The following is a 19,826-nucleotide window of genomic DNA, read 5'->3' as shown; positions in this document are numbered from 1 at the left end:
GCCGGCGCCGGCCTGTACATCGAAGGCCCGCACTTCAGCGCCTGAATCCCCCTCCCCTGGCAACCAAAGTGGCACGGCGCCAGCCGGCTGTCGCGCCGCATGAAATCCTGGCGCGGCGCGTGTCGATATCCGGAAGGCGGAACCCCATCGGGACCGCGAACCCCACCGGTAGCCACGCGTCCACCAAGGAAGGGAGCCAGGGTCATGGGTATCGATCGTCTGTCCGTCAAAGTCCGGCTCATGGCCGGTTTCATGCTGCTCGCGGTCATCGTGCTCGCGGTGGCCACGCTGTCGGTGCGCTCACTCGGGCACGAGCACGACAGCTTCAATCAGTACGTGGGCGAAACCTCGCACCGCGTGATGCTGGCCAACAACGTGCTCGACGCGGCCAACGCGCGCGCCATCGGCGTGCGCAACCTCGTGCTGGTGGGCTCGCCCGCGGCCCGCGAACACGAGAAGAACGCCACCACCGTCGCCCACGGCCAGGTGGTCGAGGGCTTCAAGGAGCTGCGCCAGGCACTGGACAGCGACGAACACACCAGCCCGCAGGAGCGCCGCCTGTTCGACGAGCTCGTGGCCGTGGAAGCGAAGTACGGTCCGGTGGCGCTGGACATCCTGGACCACGCCGTCAAAGGCGACCGCGAGGGCGCGGTGCAGCGCATGGAAGCGGACTGCCGACCGCTGCTCGAGGCCCTGATCAAGGCCGGCCATGCCTACCTCGGCTATGCCGCCGACCAGGCCGCGAACGAGGTCAAGGCCTCGAACGCCAGCTACGCCAGCAACCGCAACCTGATGATCGGCAGCAGCGCCATGGCCGTGGTGGCCGCGCTGATGCTGGCCCTGCTGATGACACGCTCCATCGTCGGCCCCATCCAGGAGGCGGTGAGCGTGGCGCAGACCGTGGCCTCGGGCGATCTGCGCTCCAGCATCGCCGTGACGCGCCGCGACGAGCTGGGCGAGTTGCAGGCCGCCCTCAAGGCCATGAACGAAAGCCTGGTGCGCATCGTGGGTGACGTGCGCCAGGGCAGCGACAGCATCGCCACCGGCAGCGCGCAGATCGCCTCGGGCAACGCCGACCTCTCGACCCGCACCGAGCAGCAGGCCAGCAACCTGCAGCAGACCGCCGCCTCGATGGAGCAGATGAACGCCACCGTGCGCAACAGCGCCGACACCGCGCGCCAGGCCACGCAACTGGCCACTTCGGCCAGCTCGGCCGCGGTGAAGGGCGGCGAGGTGGTGGGCCAGGTGGTGGCCACCATGCAGGAGATCCAGTCCAGCAGCCAGAAGATCGGCGACATCATCGGCGTCATCGACGGCATCGCCTTCCAGACCAACATCCTGGCGCTCAACGCCGCCGTGGAAGCGGCGCGCGCGGGCGAGCAGGGCCGCGGCTTCGCCGTGGTGGCCGGCGAGGTGCGCAGCCTGGCCCAGCGCAGCGCCGAGGCCGCGAAGGAGATCAAGGCCTTGATCGGCGCCAGCGTGGACAAGGTCGAATCGGGATCGCGCCTGGTGGGCGACGCGCGCGCGGCGATGGACGACATCGTGGGCCAGGTGCGCCGCGTGACGGACCTGATCTCGGAGATCGGCGCCGCCACCGGCGAGCAGACCGATGGCATCGGCCAGGTCAACAGCGCCATCGCGCAGCTCGACCAGGCCACGCAGCAGAACGCCGCGCTGGTGGAGGAAAGCGCCGCCGCGGCCGACAGCCTGCGCACGCAGGCGGCGCGGCTGGCCGAGGTGGTGGGCTTCTTCCGCTTGCTGGACGCGGGCGGCGCCAGCGGCCCGGCGCGCGCCTGAGCGCCGCTCAGGCCTTGGCTTGGCGCAGTGCCCAGGCGCGCTGCGCCGCCGGCCGGGCCAGGCAGCGCTGGTGCCAGGCCCGGGTGTGGGGCAGTTCACCGCGGCCCAGGGCATCGAGCCGCTGCAACACGGCGGCCAGGTTCAGGTCGGCGACGCTGAAGCGCTCGCCCACCAGCCACTCGCGCCCGGCCAGGTGGCGCTCGAGCACCGCGAGGCGCGCCTGCAGCTTGTCGAGGGCGGCCGTGGCCAGCGATTCGATGCGCTGCTCGGGCGGCAGGAAGCTGGTGTGGTGGAACCACTGGCGCGCCAGCGGTTCGATCTCGGTCGCGGCCCACAGCGTCCACTGGTACAGACCGGCGACGCCCTCGGGCGTCTCGCTCCACAGCCCGCCCGCCGGGCGCGTCTGCGCCAGGTGCAGCGTGATGGCCAGCGACTCGAACAGCAGCAGGCCGCCGTCGTCGATGGCGGGCACCGTGCCGTTGGGGTTGATCGCCAGATAGGCCGGTTCGCGGGTCTCGGGGCCGTTGTAGTGCCAGGGCACGTGCCGGTAGGGCAGGCCCAGTTCCTCGGCGGCCCAGAGCGGGCGGATCGCGCGCGACGCGGCGATGCCATAGATCGTCAATGCCATGGGGGTCCTTTACAGGGGTCGGTGAAAAGGCGGGTTCAGCGGGACGCGGCCTCGCAGGCCAGGGCCATGCCGTCCTTGCGCGGATCGGAGCCGCCGAGCAGCTGGCCATCGGGCGCGCGCAGCACCATCTGCGCGCCGCCGAAGTCGCTGCGCCCGCCCAGCTCACCCTGTCCGGTGGGCTCGGCGTAGCCGGCGGCGCGCAGCGCGCGCACCACGGGCTCGGGCGTGCCGGCCTCGATCGCCAGGGCGCGCTCGCCCTCCAGGCGCCAGCGCGGCGCGGCGATCGCCTGCTGCAACTCCTGCCCCCAGGCGGCCAGGCGCACCAGCAGCTGCACCTGGCCCTGGGGCTGCATGGCCCCGCCCACCACGCCGAAGCCGGCGTGGAAGGCGCCGCCGCGCAGCGCGGCCCCGGGCACCACCGTGTGGTACGGGCGCTTGCCCGGCGCGGCGCCGTTGAGCTGGCCCGGCGGGGCGAAGCCGAAACCGCGGTTCTGCAAGGCGAAACCGGCGCCCGGCACGCCAATGCCGCTGCCGAAGCGCTTGAACACGCTGCTCATCAGCGTGACCGCGAACCCCTCGGCGTCGACCACCACCGTGCACACGGTGTTGCCCGCCGGGTCGGCGACCACGCGCTTGGCGTGGGCCATGGCCTCGCCCATGCAGCGGACCATGTCCAGCGCGCTGCGCGGGTCCTCGGGGTCCAACGGCAGCGCGTCCAGGGCTTGCAGGGCGTGCAGCACGGCCAGGCCGTGGGTGTTGGGCGGGCACTGCAGCACCTCCAGGCCCCGGAAGCGCCCGCGCAGCGGCGTGCAGAACCCGCCACTGTGGGCCGCGAAGTCGCTGGCGGTGAGCACACCGCCACGCGCGCGGCTGGCCTGCTCGGCCGCGGCGGCGGGCGCGCCCCGGTAGAAGGCGTCGGGGCCGCCGTGGGCGATGGCCTCCAGGGTCGCCGCCAGTTCGGGGTTGTGGAAGGCATCGCCCGCGCGCGGCGGGGCGTCGGCGCGGTACAGGCGCGCGCTCACCGGGTCGCTGGCGATCACCGGCTGGAACAGCGCCCACTCGCGCGCGGCGACGGCGCCGACGGCAAAGCCGTCCCGGGCGGCGGCGATCGCCGCCGCGAACAGCCCGCGCCAGGGCAGCCGCCCATGCCGCTGGTGCAGGTCGTGCCAGCCGCGCACCGCGCCCGGCACGGTGAGGGTGTGCACGTGGCGCTCGGGCAGCCGGGCGCCGGGAAACGGCGCCAGCAGCCCAGCCTCGAAGGCCATCGGCGAGCGGCCCGAGCCGTTGTAGCTCTGCGGTTCGGCGCCCGGCGGCACCAGCATGGCCAGCAGGTCGCCGCCGATGCCGGTGGCCATGGGTTCCACCACACCCATCACGGCGTCCGCCGCGATGGCCGCGTCCACCGCGCTGCCACCCTGGGCCAGCGCGCCCGCCGCGGCCTGCGCCGCCAGGGGGTGGCCGGTCGCCACCATGGCCGTCTCGCCGCGAACCGCACGGGGAAGGGCGCTGTTGTGCATGGGAATTTCGCCTTAAAGGATACAGTATACAAACAGACCGGGGCAGCGGCAAACCATGGGGCGGGGCCTAGCCAGGCCCCTCGCTTCGCGAGCCGACCCCTGCTTTGAAGGCGTGGGTCCGGCCTGGCACGAAGCCTGCATTCCGTGGCGGCATCAAATGTATACGGTATTCACAGATGCCATCGCCACACCCCAAACTCCCCAAAACCACCCCCAGAACGGGAAAAAACGCACCACTCTGGGTCGACAAGCGCCCCCTTTCGGCGCGGGAAAACCCTAGAACGCCCAAACAGTATTCTGTATACCATTTCGCCCGCCACCGAAGCACCTGCGCCTGAATACAGGGCAGCCAAGCACAGAACCACGCCGGCGGAAACAAGAGGGAAGGTCGCCGGCCAACCACCCCACGGTGCCGCCCGCACCGGTCGCAGCCCACCAACCACCGCCTGACCCTGCAGGCACCACCCACGGACAAACCCATGGATTCCAACGTAACCCTGACAGCGGCGCACTGGATGTACCTGCTCGGCGTGATCAGCATCATCGTGACGATGGTGTTCCGCGCGAACGTGCTCGTGCCCTCGATCGCCGCCACCTTTCTCGTCGGCCTGGCCTGGACGGGCAACCCCCTCGCTGGCGTGGGCAGCGTCTACAGCGCCAGCCTGGTGGCCGCCAAGGAGCTGTTCAACATCTTCCTGGTGATCGCGCTGATGACGTCGCTGCTCAACGCCCTCAAGGCCTTGAAGTCCGACATCCTGATGGTGCGGCCCTTCCGCCTGTTGATGAAGAACGGGCCGGTGTCGTACCTGTTGCTCGCGGCCATCACCTACTTCATCTCGCTGTTCTTCTGGCCCACGCCCGCCGTGCCGCTGGTGTGCGCGGTGCTGCTGCCCGCCGCCATCGCGGCCGGCCTGCCGCCCATCGTGGGCGCGGCCGCCATCGCCGTGGCCGGCCAGGGCATGGCGCTGTCGTCCGACTATGTGATCGGCGTGGCCCCCGGCATCAGCGCCAAGGCCGCGGGCGCGGCGGCGGCGGTGATCGCCGATCGCGCGCTGGCGCTGTCCATCATCACCGGCGTGGTCGCGCTGGTGCTGATCTTCATCTTCCACCGCCGCAAATTCCAGCCCGCCAGCCCGCTGCACCTGGAGCGCTGGCAGGAACTGGCCGTCAAGGGCGAACTGGCGCACGAGCACGAAGGCACGACCCACAAGGCCGAGATCGCCCAGGGCACCAGCCGCGAGCACCAGCCGGTGACCAGCCAGGACCTCAAGCGCGAGCTGCAGAGCGTGCCGGCCGACGAGTTCAAGTGGTCCAAGCTGTTCGCCATCGTCACGCCGCTGGTGTTCCTGACGGTGATCGTGCTGATGGTGCTGCCCAAGCTGGGCGTGCCGCTGGGCGACTTCAAGGGCGGCGCGGGCGCGTCGCTGGTGGGCGGCGCCGCCGCGCTGCTGATGATCTTCGCCACGCTGGCCATGAAGGGCGCGCGCCAGATGCTGGAGGCCAGCGCCGACCACATCACCGAGGGCTTCGTGTTCGCTTTCCGTGCCATGGGCTCGGTGCTGCCGATCGCGGGCTTCTTCTTCCTGGGCGCCAGCGAAACCGCGGCCGCCATCTTCGGCGGCGACGCATCGCAAACCCCCAGCCTGCTGTTTGACCTGGTGCGCAGCGCGCAGGACTGGATCCCGCACAACCCGCTGTTCGTGGCCTTCGGCCTGCTGATCGTGGGCATGGTCACGGGCATCGACGGCTCGGGCTTCTCCGGCCTGCCGCTGACCGGCGCGCTCGCCGGCGCCCTGGGCCCGGTCTCCAACATCGACGCCACCACGCTCGCCGCCATCGGCCAGATGGGCGCGATCTGGACCGGCGGCGGCACGCTGATCGCCTGGTCTTCGCTGATTGCCGTGGCCGGCTTCGCGCGGGTCCCGGTCACCGACCTGGTGCGCGTGCTCGCGCCGCCGGTGCTCATCGGCCTGGCGGCGTCCACCGCGCTGGCCGTCGTGCTGTTCTGAATCCCCTCCCCCCCACCCCAACCTGCGGTATTCCCATGAAAAAAAGCATCCTGCTCGTCTCCGCCACGCTGGCCACCGGCGCGGCCATGGCGCAATCGAGCGTCACCCTGTACGGCCTGGCCGACATGTACCTGTCGAGCCAGAAGAACCCCGCCACCGGCCTGCGCATGAGCAAGCTCGACAGCAGCGGCGTCTATGAAAGCCGCTTCGGCTTCAAGGGCAGCGAAGACCTGGGCGGTGGCTACAAGGCCAACTTCCAGCTCGAGTCGGGCTTCGCGATGGACAGCGGCGGCGCACCCGCCCTGTCGTTCACGCGCCAGTCCTGGGTCGGCATCTCGGGCGGCTTCGGCGACCTGCGCTTCGGCAAGGCCTGGAGCGCGTTCGACGACATCAGCGGCACGGCGCTGGCGGCCAAGAACTCGGTGCTCGCGCCCAACCAGGGCGCGTGGCTGAGCACCTCGTACAAGGACGCGCCGAACAACGGCATCTACTACGCCTCGCCCAACTTCGGCGGCTTCAGCGGCGTGGTGAGCTACGGCACCGGCGAGAACAAGACCGCCGCCGACGGCGCCGGCTCGATCACCAGCGTGCACGTCAAGTACGCGGGCGGTCCGGTGTTCGCCGGCGTCGCGTTCCAGAACGAGAAGGCCACGAGCAACTCGACGGCGATCAAGTTCACGCGCGTCAACGGCTCGTACGACTTCGGCCCTGCCAAGCTGCTGGCCAGCTACGGCCGCGTGGCCTACGGCGCGGACGACACCAAGGAATGGACCATCGCCGCCGACGTGCCCCTGGCCGGTGGCTGGCTGCTGTCGGGCGGCATCGCGCAGTCCAAGGGCTCGGTCACGGGCTTCGTGGGCGACCCCAACTACACGGGCAAGCTGGTCACCACGGTGGCGCCCGGCGCGCCGGACGTCAAGCGCACGGGCTGGAGCGTGGCGGCCTTCTACAGCCTGAGCAAACGCACCACGCTGTACGGCGGCTACCGCGCCAACACCATCAAGACGCCGGGCGCCCCCGACCAGGACGGCAGCGTGCTGGGCGTGGGCATGTACCACCTGTTCTGACGTGGACGCGCGGGGGGGCCTGTGTTCCCCCGCTGTTCATCCGTCGAGTTTTCCTTTGGAGCCCTTCACGTCAGGGCATTCGCCGCGGCTTCGGGCCGCGGTCTTTTTTGGGCGCTCGAATAGAATCGGCCGGCTTCGGACCCTGCCCCGGCCCCGCCCGACGCCCCGCCGAACACAGAGCCACGCCCACACCATGAACCTGCCACGCAAGGAAGCCTCGCTGGGGGCGAGCCATTCGCCCCTGACCACGCTGGTGGTCGAGGCCCTGCGCGAACGCATCATGGGTGGCACCATCTCGCCGGGCGAGCGCCTGGTGGAGAGCCGCCTCTCCGACGAACTCGGCGTCTCGCGCATGCCCGTGCGCGAGGCCCTGCGCCAGCTGGCCGCCGAAGGCCTGGTCACCATCGAGCCGCGCCGCGGCGCCTCGGTCACCGCCTTCTCGCCCGAGCAGGTGCGCGAACTGGTCGAGGTGCGCGCCACGCTCGAAGGCCTCAACGCCAAGCTCGCCGCGCAACGCCACGACGAGAAGCAGATCGCCGCGATGGAAAGCATCCTGGCCGAGGGCACGCGCATGGCCACCAGCGACGACCAGGCCGCGCTGCTGGAGATGAACCAGCGCTTTCACGACGCCTTGGGCAGCATCGCCGCCAATTCGGTGCTGCAGGAGCTGATGCGCTCGCTGCGCGACCGCACCGCGCTGATCTTCGCCCCACTCAACCGCACGCGCGGCCAGCAGAACTGGGACGAGCACGCCGCGATCCTGCGCGCGGTGATCAAGGGCGACGCGGAACTCGCCTCGCTGCTCGCCATGCGCCACGTGTACAACGCGGCGCAGATGGAGCCCTGAACAGGAACGCCCCCGCCGCGCTGCGCGCGCCCCCCCCTCAAGGGGGCGATGCCAGCGGCCCGGCAAAGCCGGTTCCGCGGCATCTCTGGCCTGGGGGCCGCTTCAGTTCGCGGCGCCTTGCAGGCGCTGCCACACCAGACCGGCCAGCGCCACATCTTCCAGGCCCACGCCCACCGACTTGTAGAGCGTGACCGCCTGCGGGTCCTGGCGGCCGGGCTTGAGGCCCGCCGCCAGCTCGCCCAGCTCGACGATGCGCGCGGGGTCCAGCGCGCCGGGCGCGGCCAGCACCAGATCGCCCGCTTCCTGCAGGGTCTGCGGCTTCCACTCCACGGCGATGGTGGCGGCCCGGCGCAGGGCCGCGTCGTCGAGCTCGCGCGTGTGCGGCAGGCTGGAGCCAATGGCGGCCACAAAGCTGCCCGGCGCCAGCTGCTCGCCGCGGAACAGCGGCGTGGTGGAACGCGAGGCGGTGACCACGATGTCGGCGCCCTCCACCGCGGCCTCGGGCGCGCACAGGCGCACCGGCACGCCGCAGGCGGCCTGCAGTTCCTCGGCCAGCGTGGGCGGTGCGTAGGGGTCGCTCACGCGGATTTCGCCCAGGGAGAAGGCGCGCGCCATCTGAACGGCGTGCATGCGGCCCTGCACGCCGGCGCCGTACAGGGCCATCACCCGCGCGTCGGCGCGCGCCAGGTGGCGCGCCGCGATCACCGAGCAGGCAGCGGTGCGCAGCCGCGTGATGGCACCGGCGTCGAACGAGGCCAGCGCGCGGCCGTCGTCGGCGGCGAACAGCAGGATGACGAAGGTGAACTGCCCCTGGATGGTGGTGTAGACCTTGGCGCCGACCACGCCCTGGCCCGGCACCACCGCGCCCAGGGTGGAGAGCTTGACGCCGCCGGCCTCGGTGCGCACGCGCGCCTGCATCGCCGCCTCGCCGCGGCCGAAGCGCGCGAAGGCGTCGTCGAGCACGGCCTGCGCGTCCTCGGGGCTGATGGTGGCGTCGACGACGGCGTCGGTGATGTGTTGCATGGTGGTGAGGGGTTCAGGCCGCGGACAGCGTGCGCAGCAGGACGACGATGGCGCCGATCGCCGCCATGGCGAGCAGCATCTTGCGCACCAGCGGCGCGGGCACGAAGCGCTTGATCGGGTTGGAGGCGAAGAAGCCGGCGAACATCCACGGCATCAGCAGGGCGCTCAGCAGGTACTCGTGGGCGCCCATGCGGCCCACCACGGTGAGCACCGTGATCGACACCGCCGAGCCGATGAAGAAGATGGCGCCGAAGGTGCCGCGCAGCTGGGCCGCGCCCATGTTCTGCATGGCGATGGCGAACGGCGGCGCGCCGGCCGAGGTGATGGTGCCCATCATCCCCGAGGCCACACCGGCCACGGCCATGTTGCGCCGCGAGGGCATCACCCGCCAGCCGGTCAGGCTCAGGCTCACGCCGGTGAGGATGAGCAGCGCGAACATCAGCGACAGCGTCTTCACCGGCAGCAGCACCAGGCAGGCCGCCGCGAGCACCGTGCCGCCGAGGCGGCCGGCCACGGCCACGCTGGCCAGGTTCCACTGGATGTCCGCGCGGTCGCGCAGGCCGCCCATGAGCGCGAGCGGGCAGCTCAGCACCAGCAGCGGGCCGGGCACCAGCTCGGGGAACCACATCGCGGCCAGGGGCGCGGCGAACATGGCGAAGCCCAGGCCGCTGACGCCCTGCAGACAGGCACCGACCAGCACCAGCACGCCGGCTGCGAGGTAGTGCAGGCCGCTGACGCCCCGCACGAGCTCGGTGGACAGCCAGTCCATGGCGCTCACCAGGACACGGCGATGTCGCCCTTCACGAAGGTCTGGCAGGCCATGCGGAAACCCGCGGCCAGGTCCTCGTCGCTCAGGTGCTTTCGCTCCTTGGCCTTCACCTCGTCGGTGTTGTCCAGCCCTTGCTCGATGCGGCACTTGCAGGTGCCGCACAGGCCGCCGCCGCACTTGAAGGGAATGCCCCCCTTCTCGCGCAGCGAGACGCGCAGCAGGTTGCTGTTGTCCGGCGCGCTGACAAGCTTGTTGTCGTTGCTGATGAAGGTGATGTTGACGGTCATGGCGTGTTGAAGGCTGCGGGATCGCGGGGGCGCAGCTCGGCCTGCGTGCTGCCGTAGCTGCACAGGTTGCGCAGCTCGCGGCGGGCCGATTCGAGGTCCGCGAAGGATTCAAGGAACTTGGAGGGCACCGAGTTGACGGTGTCCTGTCCGCTTTCATCGATCACCCGCACGCGCGTGGGCGCCGGCAGCTCGGCCACGAGGAAGCGGGCGCGCACGCGGCCGTCGCAGTGGTAGTCCCAGGCCTCGACCGGCACCAGGCCGTCGCTCGGCTCGGTGCGGAACTGGCCGGGCTTGCTGGTCAGGATCACATAGGTGGTCATGGCGCGGGCCTTTGGTATCAGTCTTGCTGGAGCTCGATGTCGTGCTCGATCCAGAGCTGGCAGGTCAGGCGCCAGCCCTGGTCCAGGCGCTCGCCGAGCTGCTTCTTCTCTTTCCAGTTGGGCGGCGGCAGGTGCTCGGCACCCGACAACACGCGGGTGGCGCAGGTGGCGCACTTGCCCATGCCGCACTGGTACTGCAGGTGCGGGTAGGGATAGGCCTTGATGCCCGCGCGCACCACCAGGTTGCTCTTGGGCGCCACCTCGTCGCGGTAGGTCTGGCCGTTCTTGTGGAAGGTGACGATGGGCATGTCGGCAGGGGCTGGACTGGTCTTGGATTTGGTGAAAGTATACAGTATACTTTGATCGACGGCGCTCATTTGCCCGTTGATTCGGTCGGTTTTTGCCTTGGAATCGACCACTATGTATACTGTATACGCCAATCGGTCGCGAGAGACCGCCCCGATGCCGGTGTCCACCCATCACCCACCAGGAGAGCTCCCATGTCCCAACTGCTCAGCCGAGACGAATTCCGCACCGCCCTCGAAAACGCCATCAAGGGCAAGAGCGCCAACCAGTCCCCCTTCAGCCTGGCCTGGGCCGGCGGCACGCTCTCGCGCGAGCACCTTGCGCGCTGGGCCGAGAACCACTACCACTACGTCGGCCCCTTCGCCGACTACCTGGGCTACCTGTACGCGCGCACCCCCGACCACATGACCGAGGCCAAGGACTTTCTGCTGGCCAACATGTATGAAGAAGAAATCGGCGGCGACCGCCACACCGACCTGCTGATCCGCTTCGGCGAGGCCTGCGGCACCACGCGCGAGCGCATCGTCGACGCCGACAACATGAGCCCCACCACGCGCGCCCTGCAGAGCTGGTGCTACGCCGTGGCCATGCGCGAGGACCCCGTGGTCGCCGTGGCCGGCCTGGTGGTGGGCCTGGAGTCGCAGGTGCCGTCCATCTACCGCAAGCAGACGCCCACGCTGCGCGAGAAGTACGGCTTCACCGACGAGGAAGTCGAGTTCTTCGACCTGCACATCGTCTCCGACGAGATCCACGGCGAGCGCGGCTACCAGATCGTGCTGGAGCACGCCAACACGCCCGAACTGCAGAAGCGCTGCCTGCGCATCTGCGAGATCGGCGCCGAGATGCGCCTGCTCTACACCACCGCGCTCTACAACGACTACGTGGCCCCCGCCCAGCAAAAGCCGGTGCTGGCCAAGGCCGCCTGAGCCCCCGCGGCGGGCCGCGGTGCGGCCCGCTCACCCGGCCCCTCCTTCCCCTATGAACCACCACCGGCTGCCCCTGGGCGAGGTCGAACTCCTGGTCGGCAGCGCCGGCCAGGGCGAGACCCTGGTTTTCGTGCACGGCTCCTGGGACGACCACAGCGCCTGGGACGCCGTGGCCGCGCTGCTGTCGCCGCGCTGGCGCGTCGTGGCCTACGACCGCCGCGGCCACGGCGGCAGCACCGAGCCCGGTGGGCAGGGGCACATCAGCCAGGACGTGGCCGACCTGCATGGCGTGATCGAGGCCATCGGCCAGGGCCCCGTGCACCTGATCGGCCATTCCTACGGCGCCTGCGTGGCGCTGCTGTACGCCGCGCGGCACCCCGAGCGGCTGCGCAGCCTGTGCCTGCACGAGCCGCCGCTGTTCGGCGTTCTGGGCGAATCGCCCGCGCACGCGCCGCTGGCGCAGGCCACCAAAGCGGCCATGGCGCGCGCGGCGGCGCTCATCGACAACGGCGAGGCCGCGCTCGGCGCGCGGGTCTTCGCGGAGCAAGTCGCGCTCACGGGCCAGCCCTGGGAAGAGGTCATGGACGCGCGCATGCGCGCCACCTGGGTGGCCAACGCCGCCACCTGGCTCGACCAGTCGCGCGACCCCGAGCGGCTGGCGCTGTCACCCGAACTGCTGGCCCACAGCCCGCTGCCCGTGCTGCTCACGCAGGGCGATCGCAGCCCCGAGGCCTTTGGCCCCGGCGTGGACCGCCTGGCGGCCGCCACCCCCCACGCCACGCGCCGCACCCTGGCGGGCGCGGGCCATTTCCCCCAGCTGACGCACCCGCAGGCCTTCGCGCACTGCCTCGGCGATTTCCTGACACCGCTTTCCTCCTCCACCGGAACACCCGCACCATGAGCACGACAGCCGAAGCCTTCCTCACCGAGATCAGCGCCCCGGGCCGGCCGGTCGAGGAGTTCCTGAACTACATCGACGGCCAATGGGTCAAGTGCCGCAGCGCGCGCACCTTCGACAACAGCAACCCGGCCCACACCGACGAGCTGATCGGCCGCTTCCAGGCCTCCACCGCGCTGGACGCGGAGGACGCCGTCAACGCCGCCACCGCCGCCTTCGAGGACTGGCGCAAGACCACGCCGAGCCAGCGCGCCAAGATCCTGAACAAGGCCGCCGACTACCTGGAGGCCAACGCCCAGCGCTTCGGCGAGGAGCTCAGCCGCGAGGAGGGCAAGTCGGTCGCGCTCGGCAAGGACGAATTCCTGCGCGCGGCCCAGACCTTCCGCTTCTATGCCATCGAGGGCCAGACCTTCGGCGGCGAGACCTACCCGCAGGACGACGGCAACATGATGGTCTACAGCCAGCGCGAGCCGCTGGGCGTGGTCTCCGTCATCTCGCCCTGGAACTTCCCGGCCTCCATCCCGGCGCGCAAGATCGCGCCCGCGCTGATCACCGGCAACACCATCGTCTTCAAGCCCTCGTCGGACGCGCCGCTGAGCGGTCTGCGCCTGGTCGAGGCCCTGGTCGAGGCCGGCATTCCCAAGGGCGTCATCAACTACATCACCGGCCGCGCCGGCGACGTGGGCCCCATCATCACCACCTCGAAGTCGATCCGCGCCATCTCCTTCACCGGCTCCACGCAGGCCGGCATGCACATCCACCGCACCGTGCACCTGACCACGCGGCTGCAGATGGAGCTGGGCGGCAAGAACCCGCTGATCGTGATGGAAGACGCCGACCTGGACCAGGCCGTGGAACTCGCCATCAAGGGCGGCTTCTCGCTCACCGGCCAGGCCTGCACCGGCACCAGCCGCGTGATCGTGATGAAGGCCGTGAAAGAGGCCTTCACCAAGAAGCTGGTCGAGCGCGTGAAGACGCTCAAGATCGGCCCCGGCCACCAGCCCGGCATGGACCTGGGCCCGCTGGCCACGGCCAAGCAGCTCGAGACCGTGCTGCACTACCTGGACATCGGCCGCCAGGAGGCGCGCCTGCTGTGCGGCGGCGAGCGCCTCACCGGCGCGCCCTACGACAAGGGCTACTACGTGACGCCGGCCGTGTTCGACAAGGTCACGCAGTCCATGCGCATCGCGCGCGAAGAAATCTTCGGCCCGGTGATCGCCGTGATCGAGGCCGACAACTTCGCCAGCGCCATGGCCATGGCCAACGACAGCGAGTACGGCCTGTCGGCCGCCATCGCCACGCGCAACCCGCGCTACATGCACGACTTCGCCAACAACATCCAGTCGGGCACGGTGAAGATCAACCGCACCACCACCGGCAACCTGGTGAACGCGCCCTTCGGCGGCATGAAGAACTCCAGCACCTCCACCTTCCGCGAGTCCGGCCGCGTGGGCCTGGAATTCTTCACGCAGACCAAGGTCGTCTACCGCGGCCTGTGAACCCGCCCCCTCCAGACAAGGACAAGAACCCCATGAAATCCGCTCTCAAGCTGCAACTGCCCGAAGCGCGCCGCATGGCCGCCGCCGCCCTCGACAAAGCCCAGGCCCTGGGCGTGCCCGAGACCGTCTGCATCACCGACGAAGGCGGCTTCCCGCTCGTGCTGGAACGCATGGACGGCGCGCGGGTCACCGGCCCGCAGATCGCCTGGAACAAGGCCTTCACGGCCGCCGGCCACAAGCGCTCCACCCACCTGTTCAACACGCCGCCCAACGGACCCGCCCTGCCCGGCAACGAAGCCTTCGGCATCCAGTGGAGCTTCGACGGCAAGTTCGCCGTCTTCGTCGGCGGCTTCCCCATCGTGGTCAACGGCGAGGTGGTGGGCGGCGTGGGCCTGAGCGGCGGCAACGGCGAGCAGGACACCGCCTGCGGCCTGGCCGCGCTGCAGGCCCTCAAGGACCTGCTGACCGAACAAGGCCTGGACGTGGTCGTCAAGGCCGACCTGAAGTACTGATGGTCCCGTCGCCGGAGCGCGCCATGGCCCACCGCATCACCTGGCTGGAAACCGGCCACTGCTTCGACGCCGGCGCCGACGAGGCCGTGCTGAGCGCGGCGCGCCGCCACGACGTGCCCTTCGCCTACGACTGCCGCAACGGCGCCTGCGGCACCTGCCGCGTGCGCGTGGTGCAAGGCCAGGTGCGCTACGACGACGAGCTGCCCATGGGCCTGAGCGAGGAAGAGGCCGCCGCCGGCCAGGCCCTGCTCTGCCAGGCGCGCGCCTGCGGCGACCTGGTGGTGAGCGTCGAGCCCGACCTGGGCCCGCCGCCGCAGCGCCTGCTGGCGCGCGTGGACCGCGTCGAGGCCCTGTGCGGCGACGTCACGCGCCTGTGCCTGGAGCTGCCGGTGGAGCCCGACTTCCGCTTCCACCCCGGCCAGTACATGAACGTGCACCTGCCCGACGGCAGCCACCGCAGCTTCTCCATGGCCTCCTGCCCCGACGGCGCACGCGTGGACTTCCACATCCGCCGCATCCCGGGCGGGCGCTTCACCGAAGGCGAGCTCACCCAGCTGCAGCCCGGCGACGCGCTGGAGGTGGAGCTGCCCCTGGGCAGCTTCCGCCTGCACCCGCAGGATTACCGCCCCATCGTGATGCTGGCCACCGGCACCGGCCTGGCCCCGCTCAAGAGCATGCTGGAATCGCTCAGGGGCGACGAGGACTGTCCGCCGGTGCACCTCTACTGGGGCGCGCGCACCGAGGCCGACCTCTACCTCGACGCCGAGATCCGTGCCTGGGGCGAAGGCCTCTACGACTTCCGCTACGTGCCCGTGCTCTCGCGCGCCGGCGAGGCCTGGAGCGGCCGGCGCGGGCACGTGCAGCAGGCGGTGATCGAAGACCTGGGCAACGAACTTGGCGAGTGCGCCTTCTACCTGTGCGGCTCGCCCGCCATGATCGCCAGCGCCAAGGCCGAGCTCGCGGCGCAGGGAGCCGACCCGGCCTTCTTCTACTCCGACAGCTTCCTGTTCCAGAGCGAACTGGTGGCGGGCTGAGGGGCGCCGCCCCCTCAGCCGGCGAACGCCTTCATGCGCGCGTGCAGCACCTGCACCAGCTGGCGCGCCGCCGGTGACAGCGAGCGGCCTTCCTTGACCAGCACGTAGATGTCGCGCGAGACGCGCGGCCCGCTCAGGGGGCGCGCCACCAGGTTCGGGTCGCGCGAGTAGCGCAGATAGGCGGCCGGCATGATGGACGGTCCCATGCCGCAGGACGTCATCCACAGCGCGGTGGACAGCAGGGACACCTCGCGCGCCACGTTGAGCCGGATGCCCGCCTGCGCGGCGGAATGGTCGATCAGCGGGCGCACGCCGAACCCGGGCCGCACGGTGGCCACGGGCACGCCGTCCAGGTCCTTCCAGCGCACCGACTTGCGCGCCGCCATCGGGTCGTCCTTGTGCAGCACCACGCTCAGGTGGTCACCCATGAGGCGCTGCATCTGCACGCCGTCGTCCGCGCGGTCGGGCGTGCCGATGCCGAAGTCGGCGCGCTCGCCGATCAGGCGCGCGATGAACTGGTCGGGCGCGCAGTCGTCCACGTTGACCTGAATGTCCGGGTGCCGCTCGCGGAACTCGCGGATCACCGGCGGCAGCAGCACCTCCGCCAGCGTCGGCGTGCAGGCCACCGTGACGCGCCCGCGCCGCAGCGAGGACAGGTCGTCCAGGCCGGCGCTCAGCGAGTCGATGTCGCGCAGCACGCGCTGCGCGGTCTCGATCACGTCGTGCGCCGCCGGCGTGGGCTGCAGCGAGCGCGTCGTGCGGTCGAACAGGCGCATCCCCAGCACCTCTTCCATCTGGCGGATCAGCACGCTCACGGCCGACTGCGTGACGTAGAGCTGGGCGGCCGCCGTGCTCAGGCGCCGCAGCTTGTAGACCGCGACGAAGGCGCGCAGCTGCTTCAGGGTGAGGCCGGTGACGCGGGACGTATTCATGAAGTCATTTTATGGATGCTTGAATAACTATCGATTTACGAATGAACGGATCTGGACTTCAATCGCGGCCTTCCCCCCGCCGACCGACGCCCCCCAGGGACACCCCGTGCGCCGCACCGACAGCCCCGATCACCCCACGCCTTCGCCCGAGACCGACGCCCCGCCCGAGCGCGTGGCGCTGCGCCTGGGCGAGGCCCGGCTGCTGGGCCTTCGGCGGCGGGGCGTGTCGCGCTTTGGCGGGCTGCGCTACGCGCTGGCGCCGGTCGGCGCGCGGCGCTTCGCCCCGCCCACGCCCATGCCCCTGCACGGCGAGGTGGACGCCACCGGCACCGGCCCGATCGCGCCCCAGTTGCCCTCGGCGCTCGCCCCGGTGCTGGGCGCCTGCGAGGCGCCGCAGTCCGAAGACTGCCTGCACCTGACGGTCTGGACGCCCGGTGCCGACGCGGCGCACCGCCCCGTGCTGGTGTGGTGCCACGGCGGCGCCTGGCAAAGCGGCGGCGTGCTCGACTGGTACAGCGGCGAGGCCCTGGCGCGCCGCGGCGGCGTGGTGGTGGTGGGCCTCAACGCGCGCCTCGGCCCCCTGGGCTGGCTGCTGGCCGACGGTGGCGTGGCCAACCTCGGCCTGCTGGACCTGGAGCTGGCCTTCCAATGGGTGGCGACCCACATCGCGGCCTTCGGCGGCGACCCGGCGCGGATCACCGCCATGGGGCAGTCCGCGGGCGGCGTCAACGTCGCGGCCCTGGGCCTGCGCGGCGCCTCGGGCTTCCAGCGCGCGATCCTGCAAAGCGCGCCCCTGGGCCGCGGCGCCCGTTCGGCCGAGGCCGCGCGGTTCATCGGCCGCACGCTGCTGCGCGCGGCGGGCGCGGCCGACCTGCGACAGGCCCGCGACCTGCCGGTGGAGCGCCTGCTGCGCGCGCAGCTCGCGCCCGAGGTGGTGGCCGCCACGCGCGCGGCGGCCGACGGCCACGGCCTCTTCGGCCCGGTGCTCGACGGCGACACGCTGCCGCCCCTGTCGGCGCCGCTGGCCACCCATGCGGCCGGCCGGGTCGACGTGCTCGCCGGCTGGAACCGCGACGAGATGCGCGCCTTCGCCGCCCCCGGCGCAGCGGTGGACGAGGCCGAGACCGAGCGCCGCTTCGCCACGCCCGCGCGCCAGTGGGGCGCGCAGGCGGCGCGCGCCGGCGCCCGGGCCTGGCTCTACCGCTTCGACGGCGCGCACGGCATGCCCTTCGGCGCCTGCCACGGCGCCGAACTGCCCTTCGTGTTCGGCACGCACGGCGCCTTCGCCTCGGCGCCCCTGCTCGCCGGGCTGACGCCCGCCGATGGCCAGCGCCTCACGCACCAGGTGCAGGGCGCCTGGCTGGACTTCATCCACGGCCGGCCCCTGCCCTGGGCGCCGGGCCCGCAGCCCCACGTGTTCGCGTGAACACCGCCCTTCGCCTTCCTTCCTACCCGAGAGCCCAAGCAAGCACCATGCGATTGACCGAAGGGGACCTGCCCCCGACCCTTGACGACGACACCCTGGCCGCCTTCGACCGCGTCCAGCCCATCGCGGCCTCCGACGCCGAGATCGAAGCCGCCGTGCGCGACGCCGACCTGCCCGCCCTGCTCGCGGCCCTGGCCATGCTGACCCAGGACCCGGCCCTGCTGGCGGACGAGCTCAAGCCACCCTCGCCGTCGATGACGGCGCGCATCGCGCCGCAGGGCGGCCTGTCGGCCGAGGCCCAGGCCAAGGCCCGCACCCTGGCCACGCAGGCCCTCATCCGCTACCGCGACGCCGGCTGCCCCGAGGCGCCCACGCCTTCGCCCGAATGGCTGGACCGCATCGTGCAGTTCCTTATCCGCGATGGCCACGAGGACCTGATGGACCTGCTGCGCCACGAGGTCAACGTGCCCGACGACCGCGGCGCGCCCGGCTGGCACGTGAGCGACTTCCCGCAGGCCGCCGGCACCAAGGTCGCGGTGATCGGCTCGGGCTTCGCCGGCATCACCGCCGCCTACCGGCTCAAGCAGGCCGGCCTGGACTTCACCGTGTTCGAGAAGAACCGCGAGATCGGCGGCGTGTGGTGGGAGAACACCTACCCCGGCTGCCGCCTGGACACGCCCAACTTCGCCTACAGCCTGTCCTTCGCGCAGAAGCAGGACTGGACGCAGCAGTTCTCGCAGCAGCCCGAGATCCTGCGCTACCTGCTCGACGTGGTGCGCCGCACGGGCATCCGGCCCCACATCCGCGTCAACACCGAGGTCGAGTCGCTCGAGTTCGACGAAGACCAGGCCGCCTGGAAGGTGACGGCGCGCACCCCCGACGGCAGCGCGCACGTGGAGCACTTCCACTTCGTCATCACCGCCATGGGGCTGCTCAACCGGCCGCACATCCCCGACTTCCCGGGCCTGGCGTCCTTCAAGGGCGAGGTGGTGCACTCCGCCGCCTGGCGCCCGGACGTGAACGTGAAGGGCAAGCGCGTCGCGCTCATCGGCACCGGCGCCAGCGCGTTCCAGATCGGCCCCGAGATCTATGCCCAGGTGAGCCGCCTGAGCGTGTTCCAGCGCAACCCGCCCTGGATGCTGCCCACGCCCACCTACCACGACGACCTCAAGCCCGGCATCCGCTGGCTGCTGGGCCACGTGCCCAGCTACGGCCGCTGGGTGCGCTTCTGGCAGTTCTGGATCGGCGTGGAAGGCCGCCTGCACCTGGTGGAACTGGACCCGGCGTGGCAGCACCCGGTGTCCATCAGCGCCGGCAACGAGGCCCTGCGCCAGGAATGCCTGGCCATGCTGCAGCAGCAGTTCGCCGACCGGCCCGACCTGCTGGCCCACGCCACGCCCGACTACCCGCCGGGCGCCAAGCGCATGCTGCGCGACAACGGCACCTGGCCGCAGATGCTCAAGGCCGGCAACGTGGGCCTGGTGACGCAGGGCATCTCGCACCTGAGCGAGAACGCCATCCACACCACCGACGGCCAGCGCCACGAGGTGGACCTCATCATCTGCGCCACCGGCTTCAAGGCCGCCGACTTCCTCTACCCGCTGAAGGTGACCGGCCGCGCCGGCCAGGACCTGCACCGCCACTGGGACGGCGACTGCCGCGCCTACCTGGGCATCTCCGTGCCGGGCTTTCCCAACCTGTTCATGACCAGCGGCCCCAACACCGGCGTGGTGGTGAACGGCAGCGCCATCTTCTCGTCCGAGTGCCAGGTGGAATACACCCTGCGCGCGCTGCGCCACGTGCTCAGCCAGGGCCACAGGACCGTGGACTGCCGGCCCGAGCCCTACGCGCAATACAACGCCTGGATCGACCAGGGCAACGAAACCAAGGCCTGGGCCGTGGCCAAGACCAGCAGTTGGTACAAGAACAAGAGCGGCCGCGCCGCGCAGACCTGGCCCTTCGGCATGCTGGAGTACTGGAACCTCACCGCCCGCTTCAGGCCCGAGGACCACGTGCTCGCCTGAGCGCG

General features: G+C 71.1%; 19 protein-coding genes. 11 read left to right on the top strand and 8 right to left on the bottom strand.

Translation table 11 applies throughout. The annotated features are described in order from the left end of the window. Nucleotides 1–204 precede the first annotated feature (204 nt). Complete coding sequence (locus DY262_RS16935; protein WP_116960281.1) at nucleotides 205–1,797, top strand: methyl-accepting chemotaxis protein; 1,593 nt, start codon at nucleotides 205–207, stop codon at nucleotides 1,795–1,797. 7 nt (nucleotides 1,798–1,804) lie between these two features. Here DY262_RS16935 and DY262_RS16930 read toward each other — a convergent pair whose 3' ends face one another. After that, nucleotides 1,805–2,425: a glutathione S-transferase family protein gene (locus DY262_RS16930; protein WP_116960280.1), complete on the bottom strand. Its 621-nt coding sequence runs from the start codon at nucleotides 2,423–2,425 to the stop codon at nucleotides 1,805–1,807. Nucleotides 2,426–2,460: 35 nt separating this feature from the next. Beyond that, entirely contained in the window at nucleotides 2,461–3,942 is a 1,482-nt protein-coding gene (locus DY262_RS16925) for a gamma-glutamyltransferase family protein (RefSeq protein ID WP_116960279.1), read from the bottom strand. Nucleotides 3,943–4,421: 479 nt separating this feature from the next. Here DY262_RS16925 and DY262_RS16920 point away from each other — a divergent pair, with 479 nt between their 5' ends. The 3 genes from DY262_RS16920 to DY262_RS16910 all read left to right on the top strand — a co-directional run bounded on the left by DY262_RS16920 (nucleotide 4,422) and on the right by DY262_RS16910 (nucleotide 7,865). Further along, nucleotides 4,422–5,951, top strand: a complete 1,530-nt coding sequence (locus DY262_RS16920) for a hypothetical protein (RefSeq protein ID WP_116960278.1) — start codon at nucleotides 4,422–4,424, stop codon at nucleotides 5,949–5,951. Nucleotides 5,952–5,986: 35 nt separating this feature from the next. After that, nucleotides 5,987–7,018, top strand: a complete 1,032-nt coding sequence (locus tag DY262_RS16915; protein WP_116960277.1) for a porin — start codon at nucleotides 5,987–5,989, stop codon at nucleotides 7,016–7,018. Between the two features lie 193 nt (nucleotides 7,019–7,211). Next, nucleotides 7,212–7,865, top strand: coding sequence for a GntR family transcriptional regulator (locus DY262_RS16910; RefSeq protein WP_116960276.1), 654 nt, complete (start codon nucleotides 7,212–7,214; stop codon nucleotides 7,863–7,865). A 102-nt stretch (nucleotides 7,866–7,967) separates the two neighbouring features. Here the strand turns inward: DY262_RS16910 and DY262_RS16905 are convergent, their stop codons facing one another. Genes DY262_RS16905 through DY262_RS16885 form a run of 5 tightly spaced genes read right to left on the bottom strand, consistent with a single transcriptional unit; the run spans nucleotide 7,968 to nucleotide 10,572 of the window. After that, nucleotides 7,968–8,888 (bottom strand): ornithine cyclodeaminase family protein, encoded by a 921-nt coding sequence (locus DY262_RS16905; protein ID WP_116960275.1) that lies wholly within the window; start codon nucleotides 8,886–8,888, stop codon nucleotides 7,968–7,970. A 13-nt stretch (nucleotides 8,889–8,901) separates the two neighbouring features. Continuing rightward, nucleotides 8,902–9,657, bottom strand: coding sequence for a sulfite exporter TauE/SafE family protein (locus DY262_RS16900; protein ID WP_116960274.1), 756 nt, complete (start codon nucleotides 9,655–9,657; stop codon nucleotides 8,902–8,904). Nucleotides 9,658–9,662: 5 nt separating this feature from the next. Beyond that, nucleotides 9,663–9,944: a 2Fe-2S iron-sulfur cluster-binding protein gene (locus DY262_RS16895; protein WP_070399335.1), complete on the bottom strand. Its 282-nt coding sequence runs from the start codon at nucleotides 9,942–9,944 to the stop codon at nucleotides 9,663–9,665. Beyond that, nucleotides 9,941–10,264, bottom strand: a complete 324-nt coding sequence (locus DY262_RS16890) for a hypothetical protein (RefSeq protein ID WP_070399334.1) — start codon at nucleotides 10,262–10,264, stop codon at nucleotides 9,941–9,943. Before DY262_RS16890 ends, DY262_RS16895 begins: the two co-directional genes overlap by 4 nt. Before the next feature lie 17 nt (nucleotides 10,265–10,281). After that, nucleotides 10,282–10,572, bottom strand: coding sequence for a 2Fe-2S iron-sulfur cluster-binding protein (locus DY262_RS16885; protein WP_070399333.1), 291 nt, complete (start codon nucleotides 10,570–10,572; stop codon nucleotides 10,282–10,284). Nucleotides 10,573–10,764: 192 nt separating this feature from the next. Here DY262_RS16885 and DY262_RS16880 point away from each other — a divergent pair, with 192 nt between their 5' ends. The 5 genes from DY262_RS16880 to DY262_RS16860 are packed head-to-tail and all read left to right on the top strand — an operon-like array spanning nucleotide 10,765 to nucleotide 15,439. Continuing rightward, the gene (locus tag DY262_RS16880) at nucleotides 10,765–11,496 is read left to right on the top strand and encodes an iron-containing redox enzyme family protein (protein WP_070399332.1); all 732 of its coding nucleotides are present in this window, start codon (nucleotides 10,765–10,767) and stop codon (nucleotides 11,494–11,496) included. Nucleotides 11,497–11,548: 52 nt separating this feature from the next. Beyond that, complete coding sequence (locus DY262_RS16875) at nucleotides 11,549–12,397, top strand: alpha/beta fold hydrolase (RefSeq protein ID WP_116960273.1); 849 nt, start codon at nucleotides 11,549–11,551, stop codon at nucleotides 12,395–12,397. Next, nucleotides 12,394–13,893, top strand: coding sequence for an aldehyde dehydrogenase family protein (locus DY262_RS16870; RefSeq protein ID WP_116960272.1), 1,500 nt, complete (start codon nucleotides 12,394–12,396; stop codon nucleotides 13,891–13,893). The genes DY262_RS16875 and DY262_RS16870 overlap by 4 nt, the downstream gene beginning before the upstream one ends. A 32-nt stretch (nucleotides 13,894–13,925) precedes the next feature. After that, on the top strand, nucleotides 13,926–14,405 hold the full coding sequence (locus DY262_RS16865; protein WP_116960271.1) for a GlcG/HbpS family heme-binding protein: 480 nt from the start codon (nucleotides 13,926–13,928) through the stop codon (nucleotides 14,403–14,405). A 23-nt stretch (nucleotides 14,406–14,428) separates the two neighbouring features. Continuing rightward, nucleotides 14,429–15,439 carry a 2Fe-2S iron-sulfur cluster-binding protein gene (locus DY262_RS16860; protein WP_116960348.1) on the top strand — a complete coding sequence of 337 codons (1,011 nt, stop codon included), beginning with the start codon at nucleotides 14,429–14,431 and terminating at the stop codon, nucleotides 15,437–15,439. A gap of 14 nt (nucleotides 15,440–15,453) precedes the next feature. On the opposite strand, the gene DY262_RS16855 is transcribed toward DY262_RS16860, so the two are convergent. After that, entirely contained in the window at nucleotides 15,454–16,371 is a 918-nt protein-coding gene (locus DY262_RS16855; RefSeq protein ID WP_116960270.1) for a LysR family transcriptional regulator, read from the bottom strand. A gap of 106 nt (nucleotides 16,372–16,477) precedes the next feature. Here DY262_RS16855 and DY262_RS16850 point away from each other — a divergent pair, with 106 nt between their 5' ends. Together DY262_RS16850 and DY262_RS16845 are read left to right on the top strand one after the other, a co-directional pair. Then, nucleotides 16,478–17,797: a carboxylesterase family protein gene (locus DY262_RS16850; RefSeq protein WP_245981059.1), complete on the top strand. Its 1,320-nt coding sequence runs from the start codon at nucleotides 16,478–16,480 to the stop codon at nucleotides 17,795–17,797. Nucleotides 17,798–17,844: 47 nt separating this feature from the next. Continuing rightward, nucleotides 17,845–19,821 carry a flavin-containing monooxygenase gene (locus DY262_RS16845; RefSeq protein ID WP_147326256.1) on the top strand — a complete coding sequence of 659 codons (1,977 nt, stop codon included), beginning with the start codon at nucleotides 17,845–17,847 and terminating at the stop codon, nucleotides 19,819–19,821. The last annotated feature ends 5 nt before the right edge of the window (nucleotides 19,822–19,826 follow it).

Origin of the sequence: Hydrogenophaga borbori, from assembly GCF_003417535.1 — a bacterium.
GTDB lineage: Bacteria > Pseudomonadota > Gammaproteobacteria > Burkholderiales > Burkholderiaceae_C > Hydrogenophaga > Hydrogenophaga borbori.
Note: the sequence above shows the minus strand (reverse complement) of the source record. Positions and strands in the feature narration are given on the sequence as shown.

Excerpts from the sequence above, each read along its gene's own strand:
- DY262_RS16935 (WP_116960281.1), top strand. The coding sequence starts at position 205 with ATGGGTATCGATCGTCTGTCCGTCAAAGTCCGGCTCATGGCCGGTTTC.
- DY262_RS16930 (WP_116960280.1), bottom strand. The coding sequence starts at position 2,425 with ATGGCATTGACGATCTATGGCATCGCCGCGTCGCGCGCGATCCGCCCG.
- DY262_RS16925 (WP_116960279.1), bottom strand. The coding sequence starts at position 3,942 with ATGCACAACAGCGCCCTTCCCCGTGCGGTTCGCGGCGAGACGGCCATG.
- DY262_RS16920 (WP_116960278.1), top strand. The coding sequence starts at position 4,422 with ATGGATTCCAACGTAACCCTGACAGCGGCGCACTGGATGTACCTGCTC.
- DY262_RS16915 (WP_116960277.1), top strand. The coding sequence starts at position 5,987 with ATGAAAAAAAGCATCCTGCTCGTCTCCGCCACGCTGGCCACCGGCGCG.
- DY262_RS16910 (WP_116960276.1), top strand. The coding sequence starts at position 7,212 with ATGAACCTGCCACGCAAGGAAGCCTCGCTGGGGGCGAGCCATTCGCCC.
- DY262_RS16905 (WP_116960275.1), bottom strand. The coding sequence starts at position 8,888 with ATGCAACACATCACCGACGCCGTCGTCGACGCCACCATCAGCCCCGAG.
- DY262_RS16900 (WP_116960274.1), bottom strand. The coding sequence starts at position 9,657 with ATGGACTGGCTGTCCACCGAGCTCGTGCGGGGCGTCAGCGGCCTGCAC.
- DY262_RS16895 (WP_070399335.1), bottom strand. The coding sequence starts at position 9,944 with ATGACCGTCAACATCACCTTCATCAGCAACGACAACAAGCTTGTCAGC.
- DY262_RS16890 (WP_070399334.1), bottom strand. The coding sequence starts at position 10,264 with ATGACCACCTATGTGATCCTGACCAGCAAGCCCGGCCAGTTCCGCACC.
- DY262_RS16885 (WP_070399333.1), bottom strand. The coding sequence starts at position 10,572 with ATGCCCATCGTCACCTTCCACAAGAACGGCCAGACCTACCGCGACGAG.
- DY262_RS16880 (WP_070399332.1), top strand. The coding sequence starts at position 10,765 with ATGTCCCAACTGCTCAGCCGAGACGAATTCCGCACCGCCCTCGAAAAC.
- DY262_RS16875 (WP_116960273.1), top strand. The coding sequence starts at position 11,549 with ATGAACCACCACCGGCTGCCCCTGGGCGAGGTCGAACTCCTGGTCGGC.
- DY262_RS16870 (WP_116960272.1), top strand. The coding sequence starts at position 12,394 with ATGAGCACGACAGCCGAAGCCTTCCTCACCGAGATCAGCGCCCCGGGC.
- DY262_RS16865 (WP_116960271.1), top strand. The coding sequence starts at position 13,926 with ATGAAATCCGCTCTCAAGCTGCAACTGCCCGAAGCGCGCCGCATGGCC.
- DY262_RS16860 (WP_116960348.1), top strand. The coding sequence starts at position 14,429 with ATGGCCCACCGCATCACCTGGCTGGAAACCGGCCACTGCTTCGACGCC.
- DY262_RS16855 (WP_116960270.1), bottom strand. The coding sequence starts at position 16,371 with ATGAATACGTCCCGCGTCACCGGCCTCACCCTGAAGCAGCTGCGCGCC.
- DY262_RS16845 (WP_147326256.1), top strand. The coding sequence starts at position 17,845 with ATGCGATTGACCGAAGGGGACCTGCCCCCGACCCTTGACGACGACACC.